The 26,736-nt window shown below is 45.0% G+C and carries 24 protein-coding genes and 1 pseudogene; 19 read left to right on the plus strand and 6 right to left on the minus strand.

From position 1 onward, the window contains the following. Positions 1–16 precede the first annotated feature (16 nt). Together MEALZ_RS23125 and MEALZ_RS05770 are read left to right on the plus strand one after the other, a co-directional pair. Positions 17–667 carry a class I SAM-dependent methyltransferase gene (locus tag MEALZ_RS23125; RefSeq protein WP_048481325.1) on the plus strand — a complete coding sequence of 217 codons (651 nt, stop codon included), beginning with the start codon at positions 17–19 and terminating at the stop codon, positions 665–667. Further along, on the plus strand, positions 657–3,560 hold the full coding sequence (locus tag MEALZ_RS05770; RefSeq protein WP_014147670.1) for a DEAD/DEAH box helicase family protein: 2,904 nt from the start codon (positions 657–659) through the stop codon (positions 3,558–3,560). The genes MEALZ_RS23125 and MEALZ_RS05770 overlap by 11 nt, the downstream gene beginning before the upstream one ends. A 295-nt stretch (positions 3,561–3,855) precedes the next feature. Here MEALZ_RS05770 and MEALZ_RS23130 read toward each other — a convergent pair whose 3' ends face one another. Further along, positions 3,856–4,002: a phage integrase N-terminal SAM-like domain-containing protein gene (locus MEALZ_RS23130; RefSeq protein WP_014147672.1), complete on the minus strand. Its 147-nt coding sequence runs from the start codon at positions 4,000–4,002 to the stop codon at positions 3,856–3,858. A 312-nt stretch (positions 4,003–4,314) separates the two neighbouring features. Between MEALZ_RS23130 and MEALZ_RS05780 the strand changes: the two genes are divergently transcribed. The 14 genes from MEALZ_RS05780 (at position 4,315) to MEALZ_RS05845 (ending at position 18,821) form a co-directional block, all read left to right on the plus strand. Then, on the plus strand, positions 4,315–4,905 hold the full coding sequence (locus MEALZ_RS05780; RefSeq protein WP_162472924.1) for a hypothetical protein: 591 nt from the start codon (positions 4,315–4,317) through the stop codon (positions 4,903–4,905). 108 nt (positions 4,906–5,013) lie between these two features. After that, positions 5,014–5,790 carry a hypothetical protein gene (locus tag MEALZ_RS05785; protein ID WP_014147674.1) on the plus strand — a complete coding sequence of 259 codons (777 nt, stop codon included), beginning with the start codon at positions 5,014–5,016 and terminating at the stop codon, positions 5,788–5,790. A 128-nt stretch (positions 5,791–5,918) separates the two neighbouring features. Further along, a complete protein-coding gene (locus tag MEALZ_RS05790; RefSeq protein WP_014147675.1) occupies positions 5,919–8,150 on the plus strand; it encodes a DEAD/DEAH box helicase family protein in 2,232 nt (743 codons plus the stop codon). 14 nt (positions 8,151–8,164) lie between these two features. Beyond that, on the plus strand, positions 8,165–10,342 hold the full coding sequence (locus tag MEALZ_RS05795) for a hypothetical protein (RefSeq protein WP_162472925.1): 2,178 nt from the start codon (positions 8,165–8,167) through the stop codon (positions 10,340–10,342). Between the two features lie 312 nt (positions 10,343–10,654). Then, positions 10,655–11,002, plus strand: coding sequence for a hypothetical protein (locus MEALZ_RS05800; protein WP_014147677.1), 348 nt, complete (start codon positions 10,655–10,657; stop codon positions 11,000–11,002). A 284-nt stretch (positions 11,003–11,286) separates the two neighbouring features. Beyond that, positions 11,287–11,790, plus strand: a complete 504-nt coding sequence (locus MEALZ_RS20910; protein ID WP_046061017.1) for a RipA family octameric membrane protein — start codon at positions 11,287–11,289, stop codon at positions 11,788–11,790. A 52-nt stretch (positions 11,791–11,842) separates the two neighbouring features. Continuing rightward, positions 11,843–12,136: a nucleotidyltransferase family protein gene (locus tag MEALZ_RS05810; protein ID WP_014147678.1), complete on the plus strand. Its 294-nt coding sequence runs from the start codon at positions 11,843–11,845 to the stop codon at positions 12,134–12,136. Continuing rightward, a complete protein-coding gene (locus MEALZ_RS05815; protein ID WP_014147679.1) occupies positions 12,133–12,477 on the plus strand; it encodes a HepT-like ribonuclease domain-containing protein in 345 nt (114 codons plus the stop codon). Before MEALZ_RS05810 ends, MEALZ_RS05815 begins: the two co-directional genes overlap by 4 nt. 631 nt (positions 12,478–13,108) lie before the next feature. Beyond that, on the plus strand, positions 13,109–14,611 hold the full coding sequence (locus MEALZ_RS05825) for an IS1182 family transposase (protein WP_014147681.1): 1,503 nt from the start codon (positions 13,109–13,111) through the stop codon (positions 14,609–14,611). 951 nt (positions 14,612–15,562) lie between these two features. Next, on the plus strand, positions 15,563–15,853 hold the full coding sequence (locus MEALZ_RS05830; RefSeq protein ID WP_014147683.1) for a Uma2 family endonuclease: 291 nt from the start codon (positions 15,563–15,565) through the stop codon (positions 15,851–15,853). 385 nt (positions 15,854–16,238) lie between these two features. Then, complete coding sequence (locus MEALZ_RS21605) at positions 16,239–16,397, plus strand: AAA family ATPase (protein WP_014147684.1); 159 nt, start codon at positions 16,239–16,241, stop codon at positions 16,395–16,397. A 280-nt stretch (positions 16,398–16,677) separates the two neighbouring features. Beyond that, positions 16,678–16,899, plus strand: a complete 222-nt coding sequence (locus MEALZ_RS05835) for a TA system antitoxin ParD family protein (RefSeq protein ID WP_017840070.1) — start codon at positions 16,678–16,680, stop codon at positions 16,897–16,899. Next, positions 16,892–17,176 carry a type II toxin-antitoxin system RelE/ParE family toxin gene (locus MEALZ_RS05840; protein WP_046061020.1) on the plus strand — a complete coding sequence of 95 codons (285 nt, stop codon included), beginning with the start codon at positions 16,892–16,894 and terminating at the stop codon, positions 17,174–17,176. The genes MEALZ_RS05835 and MEALZ_RS05840 overlap by 8 nt, the downstream gene beginning before the upstream one ends. 106 nt (positions 17,177–17,282) lie before the next feature. Next, positions 17,283–18,821, plus strand: coding sequence for an ATP-binding protein (locus MEALZ_RS05845; RefSeq protein ID WP_014147687.1), 1,539 nt, complete (start codon positions 17,283–17,285; stop codon positions 18,819–18,821). A gap of 63 nt (positions 18,822–18,884) precedes the next feature. Here the strand turns inward: MEALZ_RS05845 and MEALZ_RS21610 are convergent. Then, positions 18,885–19,109, minus strand: a pseudogene (locus MEALZ_RS21610) (HigA family addiction module antitoxin); the annotation flags it as partial. A 100-nt stretch (positions 19,110–19,209) separates the two neighbouring features. After that, positions 19,210–19,482: a CopG family antitoxin gene (locus tag MEALZ_RS05850; protein ID WP_014147689.1), complete on the minus strand. Its 273-nt coding sequence runs from the start codon at positions 19,480–19,482 to the stop codon at positions 19,210–19,212. 1,388 nt (positions 19,483–20,870) lie between these two features. Between MEALZ_RS05850 and MEALZ_RS05860 the strand changes: the two genes are divergently transcribed. Genes MEALZ_RS05860 through MEALZ_RS05870 form a run of 3 tightly spaced genes read left to right on the plus strand, consistent with a single transcriptional unit; the run spans position 20,871 to position 22,581 of the window. Beyond that, a complete protein-coding gene (locus MEALZ_RS05860) occupies positions 20,871–21,554 on the plus strand; it encodes a CsgG/HfaB family protein (protein ID WP_017840065.1) in 684 nt (227 codons plus the stop codon). Between the two features lie 2 nt (positions 21,555–21,556). After that, positions 21,557–21,955 carry a DUF4810 domain-containing protein gene (locus MEALZ_RS05865; protein WP_014147692.1) on the plus strand — a complete coding sequence of 133 codons (399 nt, stop codon included), beginning with the start codon at positions 21,557–21,559 and terminating at the stop codon, positions 21,953–21,955. After that, positions 21,952–22,581 carry a GNA1162 family protein gene (locus MEALZ_RS05870; RefSeq protein ID WP_014147693.1) on the plus strand — a complete coding sequence of 210 codons (630 nt, stop codon included), beginning with the start codon at positions 21,952–21,954 and terminating at the stop codon, positions 22,579–22,581. Before MEALZ_RS05865 ends, MEALZ_RS05870 begins: the two co-directional genes overlap by 4 nt. 666 nt (positions 22,582–23,247) lie before the next feature. Here the strand turns inward: MEALZ_RS05870 and MEALZ_RS05875 are convergent. The 3 genes from MEALZ_RS05875 to MEALZ_RS05885 all read right to left on the minus strand — a co-directional run bounded on the left by MEALZ_RS05875 (position 23,248) and on the right by MEALZ_RS05885 (position 26,721). Continuing rightward, entirely contained in the window at positions 23,248–23,745 is a 498-nt protein-coding gene (locus MEALZ_RS05875; protein WP_014147694.1) for a GNAT family N-acetyltransferase, read from the minus strand. Further along, positions 23,742–24,014, minus strand: coding sequence for a type II toxin-antitoxin system TacA family antitoxin (locus MEALZ_RS05880; RefSeq protein ID WP_014147695.1), 273 nt, complete (start codon positions 24,012–24,014; stop codon positions 23,742–23,744). The genes MEALZ_RS05875 and MEALZ_RS05880 overlap by 4 nt, the downstream gene beginning before the upstream one ends. A 181-nt stretch (positions 24,015–24,195) precedes the next feature. After that, on the minus strand, positions 24,196–26,721 hold the full coding sequence (locus tag MEALZ_RS05885) for a DNA phosphorothioation-associated putative methyltransferase (RefSeq protein WP_014147696.1): 2,526 nt from the start codon (positions 26,719–26,721) through the stop codon (positions 24,196–24,198). Positions 26,722–26,736 lie beyond the last annotated feature (15 nt).

A 26,736-nucleotide genomic window follows, 5' to 3' on the forward strand; every position in this document is an offset into this window, starting at 1 on the left:
ACCGCCATTCAAGATTATGCAATTTGCAATTCAGACATTCATCGGTATGTCCCAAACTAATAATAAAAAGCAAACAATCGATTTCTATAATGCCAATGCTGAACAGTATGTTGCCGAAACCTCCAATTTAGATGTTTCAGACCATCGAAATCGTTTCCTGAATTTCATCCCTAACGGCGGACATATTTTGGATTTAGGCTGCGGTTCAGGTCGTGACAGTCGCTTTTTTATCGACAGAGGTTATTCGGTGACGGCTGTCGATGCATCAGAAGAGATCGCTAAATTAGCTAGCGAATTTATTGGCAAAACGGTTGATGTCCTAGCTTTTCAAGAGCTCGATTGTTTTGAGGCTTTCGATGGTATCTGGGCCTGCGCCAGCCTGTTACATTGCCCAAAATCGGAAATGGATTCCGTTATACGAAGAATGACAAAGGCTTTGAAGCCGTCCGGTATCGTCTATATGTCTTTTAAGTATGGTCTCGGCGAACGAGTGGACGAACGGGGGCGTTTTTTCAATGATTACACGGAAGCCGACTTGTCTGAGTTGCTAGTCTCCCATTCGGATTTAGAAATTATCGATTTGTTTACCGAATCAAAACCGCTAAGAGGCGGGTTTCAAACCTGGCTGAATTTATACGCAAAAAAACAAGCCGACAATGACGCCTAACGTTATCCAACATTTGATCACGGGTGGTGACGATCCTTTTCTGCCAAAGCTAAAGAATGATATCAATTCCGCCAACAGAATCGATATCACGGTGTCTTTCATTCGGCAAAGCGGGCTAAGTTTAATCCTTGACGCCTTGATCGATGCGCTTGAACGGGGCGTTGATATTCGCATTTTAACCGGGGACTATCTATGCGTTACGGAACCGGTTGCTTTGCGTCATTTACTTTTGTTACAAGAATCCGGGGCCGATGTCCGGGTATTCGAAACGCACAATGGTCAAAGCTTTCATATGAAAGCTTATATCTTTGCCTTTTCGAGTGAGCAAGGTAAGAGCGGCGGTCATGCCTATGTCGGCTCCAGTAATATTTCGAGTTCTGCATTGAAGCATGGCTTGGAATGGAATCTCAGAGTGGCGCTTGAAGAAAATACGGCCAGATTTGATGAAATTTGTCGTAAATTCGAACAAATTTATACCCATTCCAGTACAAAACGATTGTCGAATCAATGGATAGAGGTTTATCAGCAAAGATTCGAAAATCAGCCTGTCGTTCTTTTTTCGGGATGGGAAAAAGAAGAAACGACACTCCCGCCGGAACCCAATGCCATTCAACAAGAAGCGCTAAAAGCGCTAAAGCATTCTCGTGAAATGGGTTATCGACGCGGTTTGGTCGTCATGGCGACAGGGCTTGGAAAAACCTGGCTAGCCGCATTCGATAGTCTGCAGTTGGATAGCGACAAAGTATTGTTTGTCGCGCACCGAGAAGAAATCCTGAGTCAAGCCGAATATACCTTTGTTTGTATTCGCTCTAAAGCCAAGGTCGCGAAATTTACCGGGCAGGATCATCAACTGGATGCCGATATGCTGTTTGCTTCGATCCAAACTTTGGGCAAACAGCATCATTTAAACAAATTTGCGCCGGATCATTTCGATTACATCGTCGTCGATGAATTTCATCATGCATCCGCTCGCACTTATCGGCAATTACTCAACCACTTCAAGCCCCGTTTTTTATTGGGCTTGACGGCGACGCCGGAGCGCACCGATCAGGCGGACATTCTGTCGCTTTGTGATGATAACTTGGTTTATCGCCGCGATATGTTCGACGGCATTAACTCCGGTCTTTTAAGTCCGTTTAATTATTACGGGATTGCCGATCAGGAAGTCGATTACCAAAGCATACCCTGGCGCAACGGCAAATTTGACCCGGATCAATTACAGAACAAGCTGGCTACCCAAGCACGGGCTAAACATGCGCTCAAGCGCTGGGTGGAGTTGAAACAAGTCAGGACGCTGGCATTTTGCGTGTCAAAAAAACACGCGGATTATATGGCTGATTACTTTCAGCAGCAGGGCTACAAAGCGGTATCCGTGCATAGCGATTCTTCCATTCGACGAAACGATGCCTTATCGAAATTAGAAAACGCTGAAATCGATATCATATTTTCGGTCGATTTGTTTAATGAAGGTATTGATTTACCGCTTATCGATACCGTTTTATTGCTCAGGCCGACCGAATCGAAAATTATTTTTCTTCAACAATTAGGGCGCGGATTGCGAAGACATCTTCTGAAAGATAGCTTGGTCGTATTGGATTTTATCGGAAATCACCTGAGTTTTTTTCGCAAGCCCGAAGCGCTTTTCAATGTGGGCGTCTCCAAACGTGAACGTAGCGAGTTCATCAGGCAAATTCAATCAAACACGCTCAAGCTGCCTGATGGCTGTTATGTGAACTTTGATCTTCAAGCCATCGATTTTCTTGCAAAATTAATCGCGACGAATATCGATACCCAAGAGGAGATTTATCGTTCGTTGAAGGCATCGAAAGATCGCCGGCCAACATTGGCGGAGTTTTATAACGCGGGCGGCGAGGTTCAAGTCATTCGTCAACAATATAGCCAGTGGCTGAATTTTATTGTTTCCGAGCAGGACCTTTCGGTAGAAGAAAGCGAATGTTTCAGCTGTTATAAAGATTTCTTCAAAGAAATTGAAGTCACCAACCTGACTAAATCCTACAAAATCGTTCTTTTGGAGGCGCTCTTGGAACTCGACGGTTTTCGACAGGCAATCGATATCAAGGATTTGTCCATGCATTGTTTCGGAATTATTCAACGCCGTCGTGCCTTGCTTGACGATTTGCCCGATGAGTTTAGGGCAGTCGATCTATTGGAAGGCAGGGCAGTCAACCGATGGCGAAGTTACTGGAAATCCAATCCCATCAAAGCGTGGACGGGCGGCAATAAGGCGACCGATCAAGCTTTTTTTAAAATTGATGACGAGCGGTTTCAATTTATTGGCGATGTTCCGGAGAACGAAATCGACATCTTTCTCGCATTAATCGGGGAGTTGATCGACTATCGTTACATGCAATACGAAGAAAGACTCCGAAAAGAGCCACCGGTACAAAGTAGGCCGAAAGCGGACGTTATCGACATTAACAGCGTCAGAAAACAAAGAATACCTTACTTTCAGGACTTGAAAATCGCATGCGGATTTTTCAAAACCAGCCAACATGATGAAGATAGTGTTCATAAGGTCGCTTTGCCGGAACACTATGGTCGATTGGATTCGGAACGGCATTTCATTGCCCGCGCAACCGGTAATTCGATGGATGGCGGAAAAAATCCGATCAAGGACGGCGATTTTCTTCTGCTCGAGGCGATCACGCCCGACCGTGCGGGAAGCATTAGTCACCAAATCGTTGCAATTGAAAGACAGGATGTATCGGGCGATGATCAGTATTTATTGAGATATGTTCGAAAATTAGGCCAAGGCGAGTATGAGTTGATCGCGAACAATCCGGATTATAAGCCCATGCGTGCGACGGAGGACATGCGAACCTTTGCGCGTTTCAAAGGCGTGATCGATTCGGATGACCTGACAGATGCCTGATTTGCGTTGAGGGATAACAATCCATGAAGCCCAAAAAGAATAACTGGGGTCAGGTACGAGTTGAATGATACTGAATTGGCCTGCGTTTAATTTGTACCTGACCCCAGTTATTTTCGGTTTCGGTTATCCGCAACCCGCTACCGTACAATAGTTTCACCACCAGTTGCGCCACGCCTTCAACGCGCTGCAACACCTGCTTGATCTCCTCCAGCGACAACACCACCGGCACATGGCGGCTGGTTTTGGAGCGGATGGCCTCGATTTGTTTGGTCAGCGGCGTATCCAGAACATGCTTTTATAAAACCACCAAAGCATTCATCGCCTGATTTTGGGTGGAAGATGCCACCTTGCGTTCTGTCGCCAGATAGCTTAAAAACGCTTCTATCTTGGTTTCGCTGTTTTCAAACTGCCCAGCTCGCTCATTCAGTCGATGAAACTTCACGAACTGCTAAATCCACTCGCAATACGAGCGTTCGGTATGTAACGAATAATGCTTGAGCCGCATGACGCGGCGAACATCTTCCAACAAGGTCGGTGACTTTGAGCTTGACATAAAATTGTTAGCGGCTATAGTGAGGCGAATTTATTATATAGGCAAATTTGCCTGAATTTATGGCTAATATCAAGTTATTAAGGCAAATTGCCTGGTCTGGGTGTTATCAGGGCAAAAGTGCCTGAAAAGATCGTCAATATCAACTTATCGGGCAGATTTGCTTAATAATCAATAGTTATGCCCCGAGAGGACAATGCCAAGATGTCAGATAGTGATTCGGTAACATTACTTGTCGGCGCAGGTGCTACGGCTGGCGCATTTCTTGGCATCTTTGTGACGGCATTGCTTTCACGCGCAAGTGCAACATCAACTCTCCGCCAAGATTGGATCAACTCTCTCAGAGCGGTGTTATCCAAATACCTTACTCATGCCGAGATATTTATTGATGTGCCCGACAAAAACAGCGAAGAAGCCTACAAAGCAAAAATTGCGCTAATCGAGTATGTGCACCAAGCGAAACTCTACCTAAATGAGAGCGAGAAGAAATCGGGAGATCTGCTTCAGCTAATGCAAGAGCTACCCAGCAAGTACTCAAAAGTAGAGCATGCGGCCAAGGAGTATCAAAATGAGAAGCCAAAAATATCATCCTTAATGCAAGATGTCCTAAAAGAAGAGTGGAACAGGGTTCGTGATGGCGAGATATTGTGGAGCATCAATAATTTTTTCAAGCTTATCCGCTTGCCCAAATGGTTTTACATTTCTCGAATTCGTTTGTTTTGGGTGTGCGTACTGTTAATCGCCTTATATGCGGCTTATAGATTTTGTACTTATGGTGTGGTGGTGCAGGCATAACATGTCGCTCAACCTCGCTCCCTTCGGTCGCTGGACGCTACGCGATAAAGCCGCGCAGCGCCGGTTAGCTCTACGTTAGGCTTTCATATAAACTTAATCTTTAATCGAATGAATAACTTTGATCCTTATGACGCATTGGTACCAATTTTTCGTAAAACAACCATCCCAAAAGGTACAAAACAGATTGCATCATCAGTATTCATTAAGAATGACATGGGATATTTTTTATTTACAGCCGCGCATGTTACTGATGATCTAAATATTGGAAAACTATTAATTCCAGTGGATGGTAATTTATATGAAATTCACGGCTATCTTGCACATATAGACTTGCCTCCAGAAATTAAAAGGAGTGAAGATGATATTGATTTTGCATATTTCAAGTTATCTACCCCTTTTGCAAAAGAATTAATCCGTACTTTCAAACCAATAACAGGAAATCACTGTGACATAATAACTAGCTCATTAAGTTTGAAAGTATGTTCAGTAGCAGGTTATCCCGCAAGCAAAAGCAATAAGAAGAATAATATTCATAGTTCTGAAATATTTGCTTTTACTGGTGTTGCTGCCTTACAAGAGACCTATCAATCCTTAGAGCTCTCTCATTCATCAAATATTGTTCTTCATTTTGATAGAAAAAAAGCTGTCGATCCTGAAAATGGGAAACCATTTCCAACACCAGGGTTAAAAGGTGTTAGTGGAGGGGGGATATTTTCTTGGCCAGACAAATTAGAAAGGATGCCACCAGATTGGTCAGAAAGAAAGCTAATCGGCATTTTTCATACTTACAAAGAAAGAGAAGGCTTAGTAATTGGCACAACTTTAATTCCATTTCTTTCAGGCTTAACTTTAGGGCATATGAAAAACTTTGGCGGGTATTTTTAAACTAACGAATCATAAGCCTAACCCGACGTTCCAGCCGACTCCGCTAACGCTAAGCGGCTGAGCTTTGCGTTAGGCTTGTACTCTGGTCTTTTTGCCCCTATCAATTCTGGTTGTTTTTATGGTAACGAATGATTACTGACTTCAAAAAAATTGATTTACTATCTCCCTCCGACTTTGAAATTTTCGTGCGTGATGTTTTTGTTGCTGCTGGCTGGAGTGATGCCATCATCACTAAAGTAGGGCAAGAATTTCAACATGGTGATGGCGGCGTTGATATTTTTGCCTACAAAGCCAAACGTAAATTTGCTATCGAAGTTAAACAAAGGACAGTAGGGATAACCGTTGATATAAAAGCCCTAAATCAATTGGTGACTGGTGCAAAACTTGCGAATGTCACCAATATGATTTTAGTAACAAACTCTTATTTTACATCGGAAGTAAAGGTTCGGGCGCTAAGGCTGGGAGTCGAATTAATTGATCGTGATTCCCTACAAAATCTTTGGATCGAAAAGCATTCTGAAATTGGGCGGGAAATTAAACCAAGAACATATCAAGAAACAGTTATTAACGATAGTGTGGCACGTTTTAATAATGGTAAAAATCGCTTGCTCATCGAAATGGCAACTGGCCTGGGAAAAACATATACCGTCGCCCATTTGGTCAAACGACTATTGCAGCAAGGCAAAGTTAAGCGCGTATTATTTTTAGCCCATCAAGTTGAAATTTTATTGCAATCCGTTACCGCGTTTAAAAACGTGTTGGGTATTGGCACTTATTCATTTTCTGCTTGCTTTGGTGGTGCCAATCCAGAAGATACCGATTTTGTGTTTGGCAGTTTCGACACCCTGTTTAGCAAAATAGCTGGACTGGAAAAAGAAACGTTTGACGTAGTGATTGTTGACGAAGCTCATCATACACCCGCCAGAACTTACGCCACGGTTGTTGATCATTTTCATCCGAAATTGTTGGTAGGCCTTACCGCAACACCTTTTCGTGAAGACAACAAAGATGTTCTAGCTTTTTTTGGTGGATCCGAGGGGCATGTCGGCAAATATGATTTGGCGTGGGCATTACGTCATAACAAACTGGCATTCCCAAAATATCTAGTATTACTTGATGACTTGGATCAATCCCGCATAGATCAGCTCGATATGGGCATGTCGATTAGCGACTTAGACCAACGGCTTTTCCTGCATAAAAAAGACGAAGAAGTTGTCCGCATTATAGAGAAAACCGTACAAGACAAACAAATTCAAAATCTTAAAGGTATTGTGTTTTGCCGTAGTATCAATCATATAAACTACCTCATTCAATTTTTCCCTGCGGGTAGTGCGACTTTCGTCCATTCAAAAATGACGGATCAACAGCGCTGGCAAAACATTCGTGATTTTCGCGAAGGCAGTTATCGTTATATTTTAGTACGTGATTTGTTTAATGAAGGCGTGGATATTCCAGAAACTAATCTACTGGTTTTTATGCGTTATACAGGGTCACATACAGTTTGGTTGCAACAGCTAGGCAGAGGTCTACGCAAAACGCCGAACAAAGACTATGTTCATGTGTTAGATTTTGTTGGCTCATTAGAACGCTTGAATGAAGTGCATCAACTAACTAAAAGGGTAAATAGCATCCTTGTTGAAACGGAGAATTGGGAACCAGCTCCACGCGATACAAAAAAAACAGTACATAATTCATCGTTAGAAGTGAATTACAGTCAATCCGCCGCACAAGTTTTGCAACTGATAGAAGAATTGCAATATCGGCTAAAATCTAGGATGCAAGCCATTGAGGTATTGCGAGGATATTACGAGGATTACAACAATATCCCTGCGCTGAATGAAGTAGAAAGCGTTCTGACTGACATTACTGCCGACCAAATTGCTACACACTTTGACTCGTATTTTGGTTATTTGGAAGCAGCATTAACAGGACAGTACGATCAAAGTTTTTTTCGTAACTTATGCTTGGATTATGCCTTGCAGTTTTATCAAGAAAATAATATTTGTCCAACTTTTAGGGCTATCAGCTTAGCTAATCAATATAACGGTTTATTGGCTTGTTCTGAACTAGAGGTTAAGTTTTTACTTGGCAATGAAAGTGAATTAGAAAGTTATTTGATAAGCAAAAATAAATCGGTTGAAACAATCCATCAAGTTATTACAGAACCCATTGGAAATGCGGCACCTTCTAATACAAAGGCTTTCGATATAAACGAAGAATCGTTGCTCATTGATAAATATTCAGGCCTTATTAAAACACGGCACGATTTATTAACACTTTCCTCCGAAGACAGGGCGGAAATTAAAAAAGTGTTTAACTCAGAATTTCGCTTTTTCCATTGTTTACAGAACAAAAAATAATTATGGATAGCTCTATGGCTGACAATGCCGAACCTGTTTTTATAGATGATGTTTTTGCATCACCTAATAGTAGCTACGATGTTGAAACCCCAATATATGAGCTTGCTTTATCGCCAAAATACCAAAAGCTTATAAAAAGAATTTCGTCGGTAATTAACCATGTTAAAACGGTTCAGAACATAATTGATATTGATGTTGCTGATTTTTCAAAACTACCTGGCGTAGGTAAATTGTACGTTGAATTGTTGATGAATTTACAAAATGCGCTTTCCCCAGCAAAAACAGATCAGTTTGAGTATAAAAAAGCAACCGTAAAAATCGAATTACCAAGCAAAAATATTCTTTCAAAACTTTATGTAAATTATGGCTTTTTAACTGAAGTAGAAACTAAGCAATTAAAAAAGTTAGAGAAGTATTATGAAGGAAAAATTGATATCCGCAACGTAAACGAGTTATTAAATCTTGACACAGTTAATTTAGCAAAACAGGCAGGATTCGGTGCTTTATTTCTAACAGCCATAAATGATTTGCAAGAAAAGATAACAAGCGAGCTTGTAGCATTACCCGAAAACATAGTTGGCCACACTATAAAACAAAGGTGTTTTTTTGTTTCGAGTGAAATAGTGTTTATCGAGTTTGCTGAAATAGATAATATTTTGATAGAGGACATTGAAGGCTATTTGTGGGCACAAGATGAATTAAAAATGGATGTTGCCCTATCACGTTGGGGATTTAATCAACAACATGAAACCCTTGAAGAAGTTGGGAACCGTTATAGCTTAACAAGAGAACGAATACGACAATATGAAAAATCCATCAACACTAATTTAACTTTAAATTTTAGGATACAACCCAAAGTTTTATGGGCAAACATCCGTGAAAAAATGACCGATGATTTATCGGTTTTGTTACCCAATCTGGCTAATTGTTTCGCAATAGATAAATTATTCTACGAATTTATAGAAATTTGTTGCCAAGTTAAAAGCGGTAGTATCCGTGAAATAATGATGCCAGAAATCAGCAGTAAAATCCTTAACCCTATTTTTTGCGCGAATCCATCACCAGTCGCAAAAGAAATAATTGTTAATGATCTGATGTCAAATTATGGTTACAGTAAAGCGGCAGCAATTCATGGCATTAAGCAACTAGGAAAATTCGATAAAATCGAAATATCTGAGCAGGGTATTTCCCCTAAAAAACTAAGTAGAGCAGAAGCAGTTGCTCATGCCTTAACTTTTCATCCCGCAGGATTGCCTTGGAAAGATATCGCTAGGATAGTAAATATAAAAGGCTTTTCATTAACTCAAATGGATGAAACAAGATCAACTCATGGATTCAATGATTCTGAATATATTTATTTATGCGCGAAAGGAACTTTTAGAAATTTAATATACCTTGATATTGAGCAGTTTGATATTCCAAAAATCATGCAGAACTTGCTTGATTATATGAAACTTCATGAGATGAACGCCCTACATTTACACGATTATTACTACCGAAGCAAAGGTAGTCGAAGTGAAATTGAATACTTTACATTACGCCATCTTGTCAGGGAATATGGCGAAGAATATGGGCTTTATTTTAATGGCAAATCAAATGTAGATTCCGTAAGTCTAAATCCAGATTTAAAACCTATTACCCAAGCTGATGTTATTATAAAGGTGCTTAATGAATCAAAAACTGCGCTAACTAAACAAGAAATAGCTGAACGACTGAGGAGCAAAAGCATAAATCATGCTGCTTTTTATATCAACAACTTAATGGAAGAAGGTAAGATAGTACGCGTTGATAAAATGGTTTACACCACCCCTGAAAAAGCCTTTAAAGATTTGGACATCAAAGCTATTATGCAGGTTATCAAAGATATTATGGGCATCTCCGATATTATTGTTGAAGCCGATGTTTTTCGAGAATACGTGAATATGGTACTCAATTTAAGTTATTCAAAATATATCTATGCTGCATTAGTCAAAACGCAAATTAAGGAATTGTCTTGGTATCGCAACGGCAATTTATTTAGTAAAACAGCTATACCATATAACAGCTTAATTGATATGTGCAAAAAACTCTGTGACCTAGAGTTATCAAACAGCCAAAACGTTAAAATCATTCAAAAAGCCGTATGGCTTACTGACACCGTAGCAATTGATGCAATTCAGCAGTGGAAATGGCAGATGAATATAATTCGGTAAGAAGTAATTAATAGAGCGTAATAACGCCAGCGTATTACGCCGAATGTTTACATAATTTCCAAGCCAACGAGCAGCAAACGAGCAGGGTCAAACGAGCAGGGTCAGGTCTATACTTTATGCTAAATTCTCAGGTTAGGGCTTCCAAGTAAATAAAAGCTAGGATCAAAATAACGAAACCGTTTCTAGCCTAAAGATCAAGTCATTAAACACAAGCACATAAAGGATTGCGGTTGCAGGACAAACAAAGGGAAGCATCCCGGAATAACTGGGGTAAGAATATGAACCCCTAGTTATTTATCAAATGATGATCGAATGAAAGTAGAGCGGCATTTGGTTTCGGTGCAAGTTCGATATGCTCAATTGAACGAGGCGCTTAGGCGATCAAAAGTCGAAAGTTGGCAACAGCAGTTTTTCTCGTTGGAAAATATAGATGCTCTAACGAAATTCGAGACTGAAAAATTGATAAAAGCAATAAATAGCCCGCCCGTCGAGCTGAAAAAAGCAGAGCGGCAGTCGCTGCAATTAATGGAGAACAAGCTAATATCGCATATTGATCAGATGAGCATGGATGACATTTTGAATCGTATAGAGAGGCTTCCTGTAATGATTCAACGACAACTATACGATGCGCTTTCTGAACGATTGGTTTTTGATAATTGATAAAGGTGTAATTTAGGGAGAAACAGGTAGTATTAAGCTTCTTGGATTCATAACCATGGCTGGTACTAGCGCAGAGTAAGTATTCAGACCCCGTTGGCAAATTACCGCAATCCAGGCGTATTGTTGGCATCCCCCCTTTGAAAAAGGGGGGATTGAGGGAGGTTATTTAAAAAATCTCCCCTAGCTCCTCGGCAACTGCTCCTGCGTTGCCCTACCTCCTGCATCCGTACAGTCGTCTTTTTCAAAGAGGGGGACTGAATACTTACCTCTGAATTGGACATGACATGACTGAAAAAAGAAGTGATTTTGAGGTTGCACTGCAAATGCGTGAGTTTGAGATTACTCAACTCGCTCAACGAAACAATTTTTTTATGATATTTCAAGGGGTGTTGCTTGCTGGGGTTATTCAGTCCGCCCACTCAATACCCGTGGTAAGTTTTTTAGGTTGTGTCGCAGGCTTTTCCATTTCGTTATTTCAAGTTGGTATGGCTTCTGGTGCAAAGTATTGGCAGGAGTATTGGGAGGCCAAGCTCTCTGAATTTGAACCCAATTTATTTCACGAAGACGATTGCAGGTACAACAACACCGTAAAGGGGCGGCTCAGCAAGCGAGGAATCAGCGGTAGAATTGAAAGCTTAATCATGCGCCGCTATTCAGTTAGTCGCATACCTATTTGGGTTGGTATCACGTTTGCGGCCATTTGGTTTCTTTTAGTTTTGTGTACCCTTCGTGGCTACTCGCCTCTAGGCATTCCGTCTTTTATCGTGGGCTTTAATTGCCATGCCTAACGCTGTAAGATGGTTTTGCACCAGCAAACCGTCATAACCAAGAGGGTATAACTTGACTGTATTATATGAAATGTTACAGCAGCAAAAAGCCAGTATTCTGGAAATTGCTAAGCATTACCACGCAACCAACATCCGCGTGTTTGGCTCCGTGGTGCGCGGCGAAGAGCGCGATGACAGCGACATTGATTTATTGGTCGATTTTCTGCCTGGCTCAACTCTATTGGATCAGGTTGGCCTGATTGATGCGCTATCGACGACACTGGGCCGCAAGGTCGATATAGTCAGCGAGCGCGCATTGAACAAATACTTACGCCAGCGGGTTTTGCAAGAAGCTGTAGCGTTATGAAAGATCGATATATCTTCATTGCTGCGGCATTGGAAAGCATCGAGTTAATTCAGTCTTATATCGAAGGCTACGATTTAACTGGGTTTTTGGCCGATAGAAAAACTCAGGATGCAGTGATTCGCAATCTGGAAATCATCGGCCAAGCGCTTAAGGACTTTGGTATTGAAACCTTGTTGGCGGAACAACCTAATATGCCTTGGCGAGAAATTGCCGGTATGCGCAATGTTTTAGCACATGAGTATTTGGGCGTTGATTCTGTGATGGTCTGGGAAACAGTGCAAACCCATCTCGATACATTGCAACAAGCACTCGAAACAATAATGGAACAACCAAACCTATAAGCTAAGCGCATACAGTAGATTTTATTACGCAGGATAATTGAGGCAGAATGGAGCAGGGGAGGGGGCCAGGTCTATATTTTATGCTAAATTCTTAGGTTAGGGTTTCCAAGTAAATAAAAGGTAGGATCAAAATAGCGAAACCGTTTCTAGCCTGAAAGATCAAGTCATTAAACACAAGCACATAAAGGATTGCGGTTGCAGGACAAACAAAGGGAAGCATCCCGGAATAACTGGGTCAGAATATGAACCCCTAGTTATTTATCAAGCGATGATCGAATGAAAGTAGAGCGGAATTGGATTCGGTGCAAGTTCGATATGCTCAATTAAGCGAGACGCTTAGGCGATCAAAGGTCGAAAGTTGGCAACAGCAGTTTTTTTCGTTGGAAAATATAGACGCTCTAACGAAATTCGAGACTAAAAAATTTTTGAAAGCAATCAATAACCCACCGGTTGAGTTAAAAGAATCAGAGCGGCAATCGCTGCAATTAATGGAGAACAAGCTAATATCGCATATTGATCGTAATTATTCACCCCCCCCTATCGTTCCCACGCTAGAGAGACTGTGAAAGTATTATTGCAGTCCATACACTATAATATATATTACTTAACCACTACCCGTTAACAAACCGCCATGTCATCCCGCCGCTATCATCGCGCATTAAACCGCCAGCAAGACATGCTGTTGCCGCTTTGTATTGATGACTATGTTAGTCAGAATAATCCAGTGCGAGCCATTGATGCCTATGTCGATACGTTGGACTTGTATGTCTTAGGTTTCAAAAACACCGAGCCGGTCATTGGTGCCGGGCAGCCGGCTTATGATCCGGCGGCGTTATTGAAGCTGTATTTGTATGGCTATTTGCAAGGTATTCGCAGTAGCCGTAAATTGGAACGAGAGACCACCCGCAATCTGGAAGTGATGTGGCTGATCGCAGGCTTACAGCCTACCTACAAAACCATCGCCGACTTTCGCCAAGGCAATAGCGATGCCTTAAAGGCGGCGAACCGCGATTTCCTATTGCTGTGCAAAGAACTCACGCTGTTCGGTGGCGAACAAGTCGCCGTCGATGGCAGCTTTTTCAATGCCAACGCCAGTAAAGCGGGGATTTACACCGAAGATAAACTCAACAAACAGCTTGAAAAGTTAAGCCGGAAAATCGCCGACTACCAACAAGCCCTCGCCGAGCAGGATTCCGCCGATGACCGAGCCAGCCTAGGCAGCCTGGTTGAGGATAAACAGCTGCCAGCAAAGCTTGAGCAATTGCAAACTAAACAAGCCGAGAAAAAAGCCTTGCTGCAACAGCTCAAAACCAGCGGCGACAAACAAGTCTCCACCGTCGACCCCGATGCCCGCTTGCTGACCAAACGCGGACAAACCGTTTCCGGCTACAATGTCCAAATTGCCGTGGACGACCGGCACAAACTGATCGTGGTCGACGAGGCCACACAAGCCGGTAATGACGTTCATCAGCTGGCGCCGATGATGGCAAAGGCGCAAGAGACCTTGCAGTCCGAAAGCCTGACCGGGCTTGCCGACAGTGGTTATTTCGAAGGCAACCAACTGAAATCTTGCGAAGACCAAAACACTCCCGTATATGTGGCCATACCCGATAAGTCGAAAGCCATCGCCGCGAAGGGACGCTTGACGCGCGAGCAGTTCAGCTACGACCCGGAACAAAATGCCTATTGTTGCCCACAAGGCAAGCTATTGACTGTCAGCGGCAAAGCCCATCAAAAAAACGGCAAATGGATGACCGGCTACAAAAGCAAGCCCGCCGACTGCAGCCAGTGTCCCCTACGCGAACACTGTTTAACCGAAAAAGCCACGATCAAACAAATTCAGCGCTGGGAGCATGAAGACGTCATCGAACGCCACCGCCAGCGGATGGAACAACAACCGGGCATCATGAAGAAACGCGCGGCCTTGGTTGAGCACCCCTTTGGTACGCTCAAGCATCGCGCGGGCATGAACCACTTCTTGATGCGAGGCTTGGAAAAGTGTCGAGGCGAATTTAGCCTGATGGTTTTAGCCTACAACTTCACGCGCCTACTCACGATTCTCGGTGCTGACGCGCTGAGGGATTATTGCGTCCGGAGACCAGGAAATACGCTAAAAAACATGGAATATGCATAAAAAATGACGGATTTTGGCTGGTTAGCTTAAATAAAAACGATGCCATAGGCAGCAAAACCTGAATTTTCAAAAAAATGCCGCGCTGGGCAACCTGAGAGCCGCTTAGATTTGGAATACTTTCACAGTCTCTAGAGCGTGGGAATGAAGACCGAGACGCTCTAGCGTCTCGTACCGCTGGAGCGGTTCTCAGGCATTCCCACGCAGAGCGTGGGAACGATAATTGTCGGGGACTGAATAGTTACTATTGATCAGATGAGCATGGATGACATTTTGAATCGTATAGAAAGGCTTCCTGTAATGATTCAACGTCAACTATACGATGCGCTTTCTGAACGATTGGTTTTTAATAATTGTTGAAGGTGTAATTTAGGGAGAAACAGGTAGTATTAAGCCTAAAATAACCTGGGTTCGTAACCATGGTCGGTACTAGCGCAGACTATGAACGAAAAAAATCGCTATTCTAAAAAAATATGCCATGTTAAAGCCGAAAGTTACAGAATTAATTACCGAAGAAGACTGCTTGCAAGGCGAGCTAATTAACGATGTAAAACACGAGCTAAATGATACTGAATTGGCCTGCGTTTAATTGGCCATTAACAATTGGTACCTGACCCTAATGTATCCCCACAAAACGCTCGTTCCCATGCTCTGCGCTCACCGTTATACACAAATATCGGTAAACTTGCTAAACAGAGGTCATCGTATAACTGGAAACGGTGTTGTTTGATAAATCTGCGGATATTGGATATCAGTGGCTCCGAGATCGCGATCTGGGGATCGCTCCCACAGAGCATCCAGCCCCTTGTGGGAGCGACGCCTTCGTCGCGATTTCGAAGTCGGTTACGTTAAGCAACAATAAAGGGTATCGAGGTCACATTCGCCCAGCGCAAACCATGAGCGAATTGCTGGGAATGTTTATAGAAAGTTCGGCAATCATTTGGAGGGCTTGCCTTGCGAACCTTTCGGGTCGGATATGAAGGTCAAAGTGGGGGCAAACTTTTTTATCCCGATGTCACCGTTGATTGCGATTTCGATGAATCGCAGCCTTATTACGTGCAGTCGCCGATTATCATTGTCGAGGTGTTGTCCAAGGCAACGCGCAAGATGGATGAAACTATTAAATTGCTTTCCTACATCGATATTCCGAGCTTGCAAGAGTATGTGTTGATCGAGCAGGATTTTGTCGATATCCAAGTTATTCGCCGGAATGAGTCATGGCTGCCAAGGCATTACTTTTCCTGATTAGTAAGATGCTTCAGCTTGCCGAAGTCAACTGTCCGAGCAGTGGCCAGTCGTAGCCACTTCTGCGGGACGGGTTATTTAACCCGTCCCCAACGTTTCGGTTTGCCCTAAACAATTCGGCTGACTTCGGCCAAAGCCAAAACGTTTAGGACGAGGTTGCAAACCTCGTCCTGCCAGGGACATGCTGGTTTTTGGGCTTTAGCTGAAGAAACTTGCTAATCAGGTTACTTTTTGGGGGATGAAATTACTTTTGAATCGATCGATTTTAACTTGCCGGTCGAGTCGATTTACGCACGGGTGCATAACGAAGAGATGCTTGAGTTTTTAAGCAAGCAAGCGGCCAGTGATTGAGCGTAACCGTATTTCAAACCTCCTTACCCATACCATGAAAAAGCTGCCGATCGGTATTCAAACGTTCTCGGAACTGATCGAGGGCAATTATTATGTCGATAAAACGGCCCTGATTGCTGAGCTGATTGATTCCGGCAAATATTATTTTCTGGCGCGGCTGAGAAGATTCGGCAAATCGTTGTTAGCACGCTGAAATCGCTTTTTGCCGGTGAGAAGGCTTTAGTTGTACCGTACCTCAGCAAAGGGTAACGGCTATTGGTAGTTCTGATTGATAGAGAAGGCTATCAAAATTCAGTTTTCCGGCGTTTGTTGCGATTTGCCTCTATTGTGGCGCATTGCTACAATCGGGGAAGCTTTACCTGATTACTTTCGAGCTTCAACTAAAACCGGAACGTTACCGATCCTATTAATTCAGTTCATCGGGTCGTTTGACCTTTATCAAATAATCAGGAAACCTTTTGGAGAATTTGCAAATGGCTACCAGCAGTATACGCTTAGATCAAGACCTCATCGAAAAAGCCACTATCATGGCTAAAGCGCTTAACCGGACCCCTCCGAAGCAGATTGAACATTGGGCGAAAATTGGCGAGATGATGGAAGACAATCCCGATTTGCCATACGAGTTTGTGAGGCAGGCTATCATTGCAAAAGCAGAGCGGGAAGCCGGAAAACTCGAGGCTTACGATTTTGGTTGAAGCTGCCAGGGTATTACAGACACCTACATTTAAAAAGGCGGTAAAAAAGCTTAATCCTAATCAAAAAAGCGACCTCGATTCGGCCGTTAAGGAGCTGATGGCCAACCCTGACTTGGGCGAGCGGACAAAGGGAGATTTAGCATTTTTGAGGGTATACCAATTTAAAATGAACAAGCAACCGACTCTGCTAGGATACAGTTTTGATGATGGCACATTGGTTCTTGAATTGATGGCCTTAGGCTCCCACGAGAATTTCTATCGCGACATTAAGCGATGATCATAAACAGGTTGTCGATTGATATGATACCGAATGCAAAAAGGACTATGAGCGGTTTTAGGCGGTCGTGTTTAATCGCTTTTTTTGTTAAACACGGTGGAAGATCATGAAAAAGCTGCCAATCGGTATTCAAACGTTCTCAGAACTGATCGAGGGCAATTATTATTATGTCGATAAAACGGCCCTGATTGCCGAGTTGATTGATTCGGGCAAATATTATTTTTTGGCGCGCCCGCGGAGATTCGGCAAGTCGTTATTGGTTAGCACGCTGAAATCGCTCTTTGCCGGTGAGAAGGCGCTATTTGACGGTTTATTTTTGCAAAATCATTGGGATTGGTCGGTGAATTACCCGGTGATCCATATCAGTTTCGGCGGGGGTGTCGTGAATTCCGCTGCTATGTTGGATGAACGTTTTCGGGCTATTTTAGACGAGACGGCTGAGTTCTATCGGGTTGATTTACATCATGATGATTTGGCGAATCGTTTTGCCGAGTTGATCAAAAAGCTGGCGGATCAATTTCAACAGCGGGTTGTTGTGTTGGTCGATGAATACGACAAGCCGATTTTGGACAATATTGAGCATTCGGCGCGGGCTGTTGCGATTAGGGAAGGCTTACGCAACATTTATTCGGTAATTAAAGACAGGGATGCTTTTATCAAGTTCGCGTTGCTCACCGGTGTGAGTAAATTCAGCAAAGTCAGTTTGTTTAGTGGCTTGAACAATTTACGGGATATTTCGTTGGATGGCCGCTATGCCACATTATGCGGCTATACCTTGGCGGAAATTCAATCGGTGTTTAGCGAACGTTTGTCCGGTGTAGATTTCAGTCAGTTGGCCGAGTGGTATAACGGTTATAACTTTTTGGGTGAGAAGGTCTATAACCCGTTTGATGTGTTGCTGTATCTGGAACAGCGTTTATTCAAGAGCTATTGGTTCAAGAGCGGTAGCCCGGATTTTTTGATTCGTTTGGTTAGAGAGCGGCAATATGCCATTCCCGATTTAGAGAATGTGGTTGTCGATGAGGCGATGCTCAGCCGTTTTGATATCGATGACATTACGCTTGAAAACCTGTTGTTTCAGACCGGCTATTTGACAATTGAACGGGTGGAGGATTTGGGAGGAGAGCGTTTTTATCACCTGACTTATCCAAACCGCGAGGTCAAGGCAGGTCTGAATAGTCATTTATTGCGGGAGTTGGTGCAATCCGGGCAGGCGACGCGTCAGCAGATGCGCATTTATAAGGCTTTGGAACAGGCCGATCCGGAACAATTGCAACAGGGTTTGACTGCTTTGTTTGCCGCGATTCCTCATGATTGGTATCGACAAAATCAATTGGCTCGATATGAGGGTTATTATGCGTCTATCGTTTATTGTTGTCTGGCGGCCTTGGGGTTGAATGTGATCGCGGAAGATATGACCAACCAGGGTAGTGTCGATTTGACCGTCAAGTTGGCTGAAAAGATTTTTATTATTGAATTTAAAGTACTGGAGGGAAAGCGCGAGTCGGGGCGAGCATTGGCGCAGATCAAGGCAAGAAAATATTGGCAAAAATATGCTACCGGTGAGTTTCAGGTGATGTTAATCGGTATCGAGTTTGATAAATCTGAGCGCAATATTGTAAATTTCGAGTGGGAAGCGGTTTAATTGATATTTGTTACTATTTCGGCCAAAGCTTAGGATTGATAGCGGTCGCTGTGCAGCCGTTGGTTATGTCCCGTATCTTATCGGTGGCCCGGAATTCCAAGGACGAATGTTTTTTAACTGGGCCTCAAGAGCATCTTCCGTAATTTCGGTATCATAGCTTGCCTGAGCCCGCAGCCAATACCCGTTGGACAAGCCAAAGAAACGGCAGAGTCGTAGATCAGTATCTGCGGTTATCGAATGCTTTCCAGCAATAATTTGGCTGATTCGTTGAGCAGGAACTCCAATTTCTTTTGCAAGGCGGTATTAAGAAATATCCATGGGCTCAAGAAACTCTTCTCTCAGTAACTCGCCGGGCGTTACAGGGGCAATGTTGCGCATGAATTACCTCCTACCGATCTTCATGCAAACGACCTTCTACATATTTGTGGAGGATACTGGCAACAAGCGTCTGGTAAGGGATGCCTTCCGCCAGGGCTTTCTTCTGGAGTCCACGAAGATCCTTAGATGAAAGCCTGATGTTGATACGGGCATCTTTCTTGAACATGGCTTCTGCGTATTGCTGATGCCGCGCTTTCTGTTCTTCAAAATCTGGAGTTCGCTGCAACTCGCCAGCATCGAATGCATCCAGAATTTCTTGCTCTTCTTTATCCAGTCTGTTCATTTCGGACCTCCCAAATAAGCTTTGGTTGCTTTCCTGCTCGGAATGATTGTTTTCAAAAAAATCTCATCTTCCGATTCTACAAAGGGCACCAGATAAGCATAACCCTCTATCTCAACCACATGTATCTGTTGGCCAGGATATTGTTTCTGATTCGGATGCTCGAACGTGTCCAAAATTCCCCCAACCGAGATGTGAAAAACCACATTCTCGAAAGAGATATTCCGTTCCTCTTGGAGAAGCTTATTCCTCTCTGGATTCCATGTGATTGGCTTCATGGACAGAAGTGTAGAACATCGTGTGCTTTTTGTACTCATAGACGCTATGCGGGACGGATTTTGCAAACCCGTTCGCGCATTAATCCTAAAAAGAGCGGTTGACATGTGTTGTAGACCGTTCGTACCCCTAGCAGGACGGGGTTTGCAACCCCGTCCTAAACGTTTTGACTTTGGCTGAAGTTAGCCGAAATGTTTAGGGCAAACCGAAACGTTGGGGACGGGTTAAATAACCCGTCCCGCAGAAGTGGCTACGACTGGCCACTGCTCGGACAATTGGCTTCAGCAAGCTGAAGCATCTTGCTAACCAGGAATCTATTTGGTCTGGATTCCGGCAAGCCCTGCGACGGATAAAAAACAAAATGTATAACGATCATGGCTGTACGATGTGGGCTTCCCACTTAAGACGGGACAAAAGCACTAAGAATTAACCGTTCGCCCTGAGCCTGTCGAAGGGTGGATGGTTAATCCGCCCATGGTTCGATAGGCTCACCACGAACGGATTAACCTTAAACTGTCCCGCGTTAAGTGAGTAGCCACGATGTGCAGAAATGGTTATAGTTTTAATTTCTTAGTGCCAGCACAATAGCTTTAAAAGTATCATCTATGTCAGTATGTTGTTAGCTATACTCATCGTATATCAAAATGCGGCGCCGGGGTGTCCGGTAAACTTGATTTGGTGACTTGTCTCGTTCCCAAGTTCTCCTTCACTGCCATTAAGTTAAGGATTTTTCCGTTCGCCCTGAGCCTGTCGAAGGGTGAATGGAAAAATCCTGGGTCGATAAGTTAAGTTCTACTTGGGAATGCCTACCTTTAAGCTCAGCTTATCGTTCGTCAAGCAGAGCTTGACGGTAGACACTCCCAAACAAGAGTTTGGGAGCAAGCAAAAGCGTCAAAGAGCAAATGCATTTCAGCAGTGCTGATCGGATGTTTGCCAACTATCCGGTAAATTTGATTTGATGACTTTTTATTTTTATAAAGCACGCGTTTCGGGTTGCGCGAATACGATTATTTGAAATGAAGATAGCATTGAATCCAAAGGAGAAAGCGAGACAGGCCGCCTGAGGGCGGGTGCTATCCCAACCGGCTGAAGTTCCGGGGTTCTCGCGTAAATTGATGAAAAAAATTGTTATATATGCAGTTGCATTGTCGGCGGTGAGTTTGGCTGCCTGTGTCAGTCGCGGTATTAGTGAAAATGTCGTCGACAAGGGGCCGCAAGTCGTGGTTGCTCCATTGGCGCCGGAAGAACGGATGACCATTGCCGTGTCCCGTTTTACCAATGAATCGGTTTACGGCAGCGGTTTGTTTACAGACGCTTCCGGCGATAGGATCGGCAAACAAGCCGCGGATATGTTGTCGCGGCATTTGATGGCGACGCAACGTTTCAATATCGTGGAAAGACAAGACATCGGAAGGCTCAAGTCGGAGGCTGAGTTGATGGGCGCGACAGAACAGCAGTTCAAGCAAAATTTGCTTGGAGTCGATGCCTTGATCATGGGTTCGGTCGTGGAATTAGGGCGCGATACCACCGGCGGCGTTTGGTTGTTGGGTAAAGAAAAAACCCAGCGCGCTCGCGCTCGTGTCGTATTGCGTTTGGTCGATCCGAAAACCGGTCAAGTGTTTTACAGCCAAGAAGGCAGCGGCGATGCGACGATGTCGGCCACCAGTACTTTGGGTTTCGGCGGTACGGCCGGATTCGATTCGACCCTGGAAGGCAAGGCTATCGATGCCGCGATTGTCAACATGATCAATAATGTGGTTTCGACGCTGGATGCACGGCGCCAAAGCCGGCCTCGTTAACCATGTCTTCATTACGGGTTGTTGGTTGGTGCGTGATGTCGGTCTTTGTTTTGGCCGGCTGCGCTCCTCAGGGATTGTATTATTGGGGAGCTTATGAAGACGGGCTTTACGATCGGTATGTCGAAAACAGCGGCGAACAAGTCGAAGCTTATTTACGGCAATCGATGACCGAGGCAGAGGCTAGCCGCATGCCTGTGCCGCCGGGTTTATATGCGGATTATGGTTTTGTGTTGTATCAACGCGGAGACAAGGCGGGCGCAATCGACTATTTTCGTCGTGAGCGCGAGCTTTATCCCGAATCCACGGCTTTGATGAACAAATTGATAGAACGGATCGAACAGCAAGATAAGTCGGGTGCGGCGGAGTTGCCAACTGAGGAATTAGCCGGAGAAGAGCGATGAAATGGGGTGCGATTATTTTAACGGCATGGCTTATGGCCGGTTGCGTGCCGCGTCAACGGCTCGATCTCGATACGTTTTATGCGCATCAGCCGAGGTCGATTTTAGTCGTTCCGGTCGTTAACGAGTCTCCCGAAGTCACTGCGCAATCGGTTTTTATCAGCACCATAAGCCGGCCTTTGGCTGAGCGGGGCTATTATGTTTTTCCGGTTTATCTGACGGATATGATACTGCGCGATTTCGGTCTCGTGGAAGCCGGACATATTCATCAAATGCCGGTGGATCGGTTTTTTGAGTTGTTCGGCGCCGATGCGGTGTTGTTCGTCACGATCAAAGATTGGAGTACCAAATATTTGGTGGTGGCCTCGTCGGTCGTGGTCTCGATGGAATACGTTCTGAAAGATGCCAAAACGGGCTTGGTTTTGTGGGAAAACCAGCAGACTTACACGCACGATTCCGGCGGCGGTGGTCATCCGATTGCGATGGCGGTAGCGGCAGCGATCAATGCATTGGTTACCGATTATTTGCCGTTGGCGAGGAAAGCCAATTTCATGGCCTTTGCGCCCCCGAAAGGCTTGCCGGCGGGGCCTTATCATCCTGAGTACAAAAAGGATCATGAGCGGTTTTAGTTGAGATGTTGGGTTCGATCCCGCGCGGGGCCGGATGTTCTGTGGGAGCGATCCCCTGAACGTCCCTCGTCTACCAAAAAGGGGTCAGGTTACTTTTTGCTTTCTGATTGGATTAAGAGCAAGCGACAAGAAAGTAACCTGACCCCTTTTTTGTGATAAATGGCATCGAGGTCTCATTAGCTAAGATGGCAATAAACAACTTACCTGATTAGCAAGTTTCTTCAGCTAAAGCCCAAAGATCAGCATATCCCTAGCAGGACAGGGTTCGCAAACCATGCGCGTCAAGCTAAAAACGGCCAACCCACATCACGCTCTTTCCCAAGCTCCAGCTTGGGAAAGAGCCCCCCGGAAGCTCCAGCTTCCTGAGACCGACACAACCTCCGCATATTCTCAATCAACCCCGACCCGCTCGTTCAATCTTTCTTGATTGTCGGGAAGCTAGAGCTTCCTGAACAGGTTACCTAAGCTGGAGCTTGGGTAACAGCATATTTTAGTTTTTGCGACTACGACTGGCCCCTACTCGGACACTTGGCTTCGGCAAGCTGAAGCATCTTGCTAATCAGGACAACTTATGTATAACGATGAGCGGAGGACCGTGGGAACCAAAAAAAAAATCTCTTCGCTGTTTTCTGGCCCCCCTGTCTAGTAAAAGATTTGAAAGATTCGTTAAGAATTTGCATAGCTATTCAAACGTAGCATCAAAGTCATAGTATGCTGCGGCGACTCCTGAAAACCGTAATGCTCGTAGAACTGTTTCGCACGATCATTGAGGGCATGGACAAGCAATGCGCGAACGCCTGTGTTTTGTGATACGACAAGCGCACGTTTTACGGCGTCTTGCAGCATGGCGGCGCCCAACTTAATACCCTGCGCCCGGCGATCTACGGCCAACCTGCCAAGCACCATGACCGGAACGGGATCAGGCATGTTGCGGCGAATTGCACTCGTCGCCAATTGGTGGGATATCGCGCCAGCAGCCATGGCGTAGTAACCCCGCACACGCCCACCTTCATCAACGACCACAAACGTTCTACTGGCTCCGCTGAGTTGGTTGCTCATCGCTCGGCGTTTGAGCCAGTCATCCAGTGTATGTTCACCGCACTCGAAATCATTCAATAGGTGTGTGGGAGCAAGCGGTTGAGGTGCGGATAGCGTCAAGTTCATTCTTTATTATTTTCCCAAGGCGGCTTAACCGCCATCAGTCGCTCCAGGCCGACATTGGGCTTCGGCGGCGCGTCTAGCATTGCAGTGAACTTTTGGAATTGATCCGCATCCATGCCGAAAAAGACTTGGTCAAGTAAAACCGACTGGGCACGTTCACAAGCAGCTTCCAGCATGAAGTCCGAACGGTTTTTGCCTAGCAGATTAGCTGCATGATCAATGAGATCTCGCTGTTCCGGCAAGGCACGTAGATTGATAGAAGCTGCGCGCATAGCGATCTCCTTATGTGGTTACAATAGATATACAAATGGTAGTGTCGTGTGTAGTTGTTGTCAACACAAAGTTCCTTGTTTCCACTGCTCCAGCGTGGGAATGCATACCGATCTTGTTGCTGTAGCCAAGGTATGGGTTCCCACGGAGGACCGAGGGAACCAGAAAAGCATCCTGCTTCATCTAGGCCAATCGCCTTTTCCTCGGCACTTGTTTGCCAGATTCGGTCGTGACCATGTCGATGTATTCCCTTTTTTGCTCCGGCCCGTAGCTGACATGAATCGGCCGGTTTTCGTCGTAAAAATACAATCGGTCGAACGGCGTGTTTTCGGCGATCCAGTCGGCGACTTCGCGCATGTTTTCGTCCTCGACGATAAAGTCGACTGCAGCGCCGAGACGAGGGCAGATCAAATTGTTTCGCGTGTTGCGTTCGTGTGCGGCATGTTGGTCTAGTTTCGGCGCGACGCGCTTTTTGATCAGCTTACCCAGCTCATGCGAGCAAAAGCCGTAGGTCAGGCGAAACATGCCGAAATAGTCGATCGCAGGATCGAGTATGTTGACGGCCAAGTCGTACAGTGCGTTATAGCTGTCCGGCTGTTTGGGCAGATTTAGCAGGCCGGTGTTTTGTTGCGTTTCGCCGCATTCGATCAAGTGCCGATAGGTCAAATAACCGCCGCAATTGTCGTCGAGATTCGGAAGGCTTCGGCTGCGGATCAGTTCGAAGTCGTCGATTTCCCAGCGATGCTTGGCCAAGGTTTCGCGAAATTCGCCCGGTTTCGGGCCGTATCTGCTCAGGTCGAACAGATCCAGCGCTTGAAGTTGTTCGTCGAAATTTAATTGTTGTGCGTAATGCGGGAATTCTTCGTTGATGTAGCGCGATTTCAAGTACAAATAGGTCGGCTCGAATTCCTCGCCGTATTGAAACAGATCGAAAGTTTGTTCGCGTAGGTTGATTTTGACGCGTTCGAGCAAACGCGGCAGAGGTTGGCCGGTAAAGTCGTCGTAGCGCATTAGGCTCAGCTTTCCGGATTGACTATGAATCTTGATTAGATCCGTTTGGTCGATGTCGCCATACAATACCGTTGCGCAGCCGATGTAAATGCGCAGTAGCGCCGGTAGGCGGTCGACTAGGCTGGTATGCAGATACAAAGCGTGTTCGTCATCGAAATAGCCTAAACCTTGTTCTGTGGCTTGGCGACATGTTGTTTCGATCGATTCGGCATTGCTGATTTGAAATAGAACCGAGCGAGCGTTGGCAACGGCATTTTTATAGTCGCCGAAAAAGGCTTTAATGTCGCGCTGTAAGCCGCTTTCCAAGTGTTTATAAGGTTTGCGTTTGGAAAAAGTCTGCAAGGCAAGGTAGGTTAGAAAGTCGTCGATGCGGCTTTGCCGCGCTTGTTCCAGTAAATCTTCTTCAAACTGTTCGAGCATGAAGCGCAAGGCTTTATTGGCTGTGCCGAAGGCTTCGGTGAGCGCTATTAATTCCGGGATTTCGGTTTTGTCCGGCAGGCGTCCGAGAGCTAAGGTTTGTTGCCAAAGCGGATCGAGTAAATGCCGATAGGTTTGGTATATTTTCTCTCGGCGCGACAGTTTCGGCTGCGGCGGGCCGAAAGGACGTTGCGGTACGCGCAGAATATTTCGACGGCTGCGTTGCCGGTTTAATAAAAAACGCTGTTCGGCGTCTTGATCCTTGAAGATAAAGAAGATGCCGGGGGCGACAGGAATCGCGTCCGTGACTAGCGTGTCGCTTAAAAATTCTTTGAGTTCGGTTTGCGTGTAATATTTTTGGAAGGTATTGCGCTGCGTTATGACGCCATCGTTATAGGGTTGGCCTTTCAATGCGTTTTGGTTGAACAGCATCGCCGAAACGACCAAGATTTGCCGGGTTAGTCGGTAGGCGCCGATGAGTGCTTCCAGGCGTTCTTGGTAGTCTTCGATCACGTTAATGACAAATCCCAGGTTGACGATATCCGCTTCTTGCTTAAGTTGGTCCGGCGCGTAATGAGGGTCCCAGCCGGCGACAGGAATCGAATTGGCTTTGAGATTGCGAATATCGTCGCCTTTACCGCAACCGTAATCGAATACCGATAGGTTGCTGTCTAAAAATCCGTGTCGGGCCAAGCATTGCATCGGTGCGGACAAATTACTACGAGACAGTGCGGTCAAATGCCGAACAATCGAAGCGGACGGGCTATCTGCCAAGGTGTCCGTTGGCGTGTCGACTTCGTTGCCGATCGGTACGAATTGTCCGTCGATTAGCTGAAAGCCTTTTTCGGCAATCAACGCATCCCAAGCTTGTTTAAAGCCGATTGTGACCGGATTATCGAACAGGCCGAGTTGTTCGGCGGTAGCGGTGAGTTCTCGGTATTCCGGGTTGCGGGGATGCTGTTCGCCGAGTAATAGTTCTTTGCGGTGCAGAATGGGGGGATTGTATGAGTCTTGATAGCTGCGTTTTTCGACTCGTTTGTTGTTTAAATCGATGCGATAACTTGTTGCCAGGACAGGAAAGGGGGTGTCGAAAAAATCCGGATAATGCAGCAGGGATATGGCCGTTCCGTTGATTTCATATTTGACGATATTGTAATCGTGCTCCGCACGGCAACGGCTTAACTTCTCCGCTTCGGTAATTCGTTGTTGAACTTCGAGGGATTGTTCGCCGTTTAAGCTGAAATGCCAATAAATATGGTTGAGGACTTTTTTGCCGATCATATAACGAATTACCGC

This window comes from Methylotuvimicrobium alcaliphilum 20Z (assembly GCF_000968535.2).
In the GTDB taxonomy this organism is placed as follows: domain Bacteria; phylum Pseudomonadota; class Gammaproteobacteria; order Methylococcales; family Methylomonadaceae; genus Methylotuvimicrobium; species Methylotuvimicrobium alcaliphilum.

What these genes read in the sequence shown, in the direction of transcription:
- MEALZ_RS05815 (WP_014147679.1), top strand. Translation starts at nt 12,133, where the DNA reads ATGAAAGATCGATATATCTTCATTGCTGCGGCATTGGAAAGCATCGAG.
- MEALZ_RS05885 (WP_014147696.1), bottom strand. Translation starts at nt 26,721, where the DNA reads ATGATCGGCAAAAAAGTCCTCAACCATATTTATTGGCATTTCAGCTTA.
- MEALZ_RS05780 (WP_162472924.1), top strand. Translation starts at nt 4,315, where the DNA reads ATGTCAGATAGTGATTCGGTAACATTACTTGTCGGCGCAGGTGCTACG.
- MEALZ_RS05845 (WP_014147687.1), top strand. Translation starts at nt 17,283, where the DNA reads ATGAAAAAGCTGCCAATCGGTATTCAAACGTTCTCAGAACTGATCGAG.
- MEALZ_RS05790 (WP_014147675.1), top strand. Translation starts at nt 5,919, where the DNA reads ATGATTACTGACTTCAAAAAAATTGATTTACTATCTCCCTCCGACTTT.
- MEALZ_RS05800 (WP_014147677.1), top strand. Translation starts at nt 10,655, where the DNA reads ATGAAAGTAGAGCGGCATTTGGTTTCGGTGCAAGTTCGATATGCTCAA.
- MEALZ_RS05875 (WP_014147694.1), bottom strand. Translation starts at nt 23,745, where the DNA reads ATGAACTTGACGCTATCCGCACCTCAACCGCTTGCTCCCACACACCTA.
- MEALZ_RS05770 (WP_014147670.1), top strand. Translation starts at nt 657, where the DNA reads ATGACGCCTAACGTTATCCAACATTTGATCACGGGTGGTGACGATCCT.
- MEALZ_RS05860 (WP_017840065.1), top strand. Translation starts at nt 20,871, where the DNA reads ATGAAAAAAATTGTTATATATGCAGTTGCATTGTCGGCGGTGAGTTTG.
- MEALZ_RS23125 (WP_048481325.1), top strand. Translation starts at nt 17, where the DNA reads ATGCAATTTGCAATTCAGACATTCATCGGTATGTCCCAAACTAATAAT.
- MEALZ_RS05785 (WP_014147674.1), top strand. Translation starts at nt 5,014, where the DNA reads ATGAATAACTTTGATCCTTATGACGCATTGGTACCAATTTTTCGTAAA.
- MEALZ_RS05825 (WP_014147681.1), top strand. Translation starts at nt 13,109, where the DNA reads ATGTCATCCCGCCGCTATCATCGCGCATTAAACCGCCAGCAAGACATG.
- MEALZ_RS20910 (WP_046061017.1), top strand. Translation starts at nt 11,287, where the DNA reads ATGACTGAAAAAAGAAGTGATTTTGAGGTTGCACTGCAAATGCGTGAG.
- MEALZ_RS05870 (WP_014147693.1), top strand. Translation starts at nt 21,952, where the DNA reads ATGAAATGGGGTGCGATTATTTTAACGGCATGGCTTATGGCCGGTTGC.
- MEALZ_RS21605 (WP_014147684.1), top strand. Translation starts at nt 16,239, where the DNA reads ATGAAAAAGCTGCCGATCGGTATTCAAACGTTCTCGGAACTGATCGAG.
- MEALZ_RS05865 (WP_014147692.1), top strand. Translation starts at nt 21,557, where the DNA reads ATGTCTTCATTACGGGTTGTTGGTTGGTGCGTGATGTCGGTCTTTGTT.
- MEALZ_RS05880 (WP_014147695.1), bottom strand. Translation starts at nt 24,014, where the DNA reads ATGCGCGCAGCTTCTATCAATCTACGTGCCTTGCCGGAACAGCGAGAT.
- MEALZ_RS05795 (WP_162472925.1), top strand. Translation starts at nt 8,165, where the DNA reads ATGGCTGACAATGCCGAACCTGTTTTTATAGATGATGTTTTTGCATCA.
- MEALZ_RS05835 (WP_017840070.1), top strand. Translation starts at nt 16,678, where the DNA reads ATGGCTACCAGCAGTATACGCTTAGATCAAGACCTCATCGAAAAAGCC.
- MEALZ_RS05850 (WP_014147689.1), bottom strand. Translation starts at nt 19,482, where the DNA reads ATGAACAGACTGGATAAAGAAGAGCAAGAAATTCTGGATGCATTCGAT.